Source organism: Candidatus Bealeia paramacronuclearis, from assembly GCF_035607555.1.
In the GTDB taxonomy this organism is placed as follows: domain Bacteria; phylum Pseudomonadota; class Alphaproteobacteria; order UBA9655; family UBA9655; genus Bealeia; species Bealeia paramacronuclearis.
Genome location: NZ_JAVHWZ010000015.1, coordinates 1 through 1,095, shown reverse-complemented (window position 1 = coordinate 1,095; position 1,095 = coordinate 1). Strand labels below are relative to the sequence as shown.

Here is a 1,095-nt window from a genome sequence, read left to right as displayed (position 1 = left end):
ATTTCTTATTGACGGTTGTGCAAATTTTAAGAAAGAATCATCTCGTCTTTGAGAGATGGTCAAATCATCCCTATGCTAACACCTCATAGTGGCCTCTCCTTTGCCTGCGTTTCTCAAAGACACCTTGTCGCGAGGTAGGACAGCCTGGTAGCCCGTCGGGCTCATAACCCGGAGGTCGCGGGCTCAAATCCAGCTCTCGCCACCACTCCTCTTGTCCTCTATACTCAAACAGTCACTGGCTTTTTGGGAGATAGTTTAGCGGTAGAACTTCCGGCTCTGGACCGGACGACCTTGGTTCGAATCCAGGTCTCCCAGCCACTTATCCGATACGCGCATCAACTGTCTCTTGAGGTGTCGATATTTGGAAGCGAAAGTGAAAGTACTCTCGCGGATCCGTCTCAAAGAATTTCTTCTCGCACTTCATAAAACCTCTCTCCCTATAAAAGTCAGACAACTTCTCGTGGGCATAAAGATGAATCGGACTTTTGGGATATGTGTCGCGTAAATAATTCAAGACGCGAGAAAAGAACACATGAGACAGGCCCGTCTTGCGTTCTGCCTTGTGCACGACAAAACGTGTTAAAAGAAGGCTGCCTTCGTCTTCAAAGAGAATCCGCATGTAGGCGGCCAGTCGTTCTTGCTCATAATACAGAACGTGATGGGCGCCCTTGTCCAATTCCGAGATGTCGGAAAAGATATGGTTGTGCTCACAAATGAAGGTGTCTTGCCGCAACTTGAAGATGTCGTAACACTCAAACGCCGTCAGTTCGTCAAACGACTTCACCTTAAACATTTGCGGCTGTTTTTTTATGGGCATTCCTGAGATCCGACCCTGTTGCAGAGTCATCAGTCTCATCAGTTTTGAGGCACTCCGTCAAGAGGCTGCGGAAAATTGAGAAAAATCTTTGAGACGACAGAGCATTTGGGCTTGACAGGTTTTGAGAAAACTCTGGCGTTTTGACTCGTTCTCACACAGGATTTTGGCCATTCGACATCCCGCAAAGGCTCTGTTTCTCTCACTTTTTTTCGAGTGTCGTGATTTTTTGTGTTGACTGTCGCGCGGATCAGATCGTAACCTAATCGTGGCATTAGGAA

1 protein-coding gene and 1 tRNA gene are annotated in these 1,095 nt (G+C 47.4%); one reads left to right on the top strand and one right to left on the bottom strand.

What is annotated here, in order from left to right; translation table 11 throughout:
• The first annotated feature begins 244 nt into the window (after window positions 1-244).
• Window positions 245-318 (top strand) — tRNA-Gln (locus tag Bealeia2_RS10430).
• 1 nt (window position 319) lies between these two features.
• Here Bealeia2_RS10430 and Bealeia2_RS10425 read toward each other — a convergent pair.
• Window positions 320-793, bottom strand: a complete 474-nt coding sequence (locus Bealeia2_RS10425; RefSeq protein WP_331256848.1) for a GNAT family N-acetyltransferase — start codon at window positions 791-793, stop codon at window positions 320-322.
• Window positions 794-1,095 lie beyond the last annotated feature (302 nt).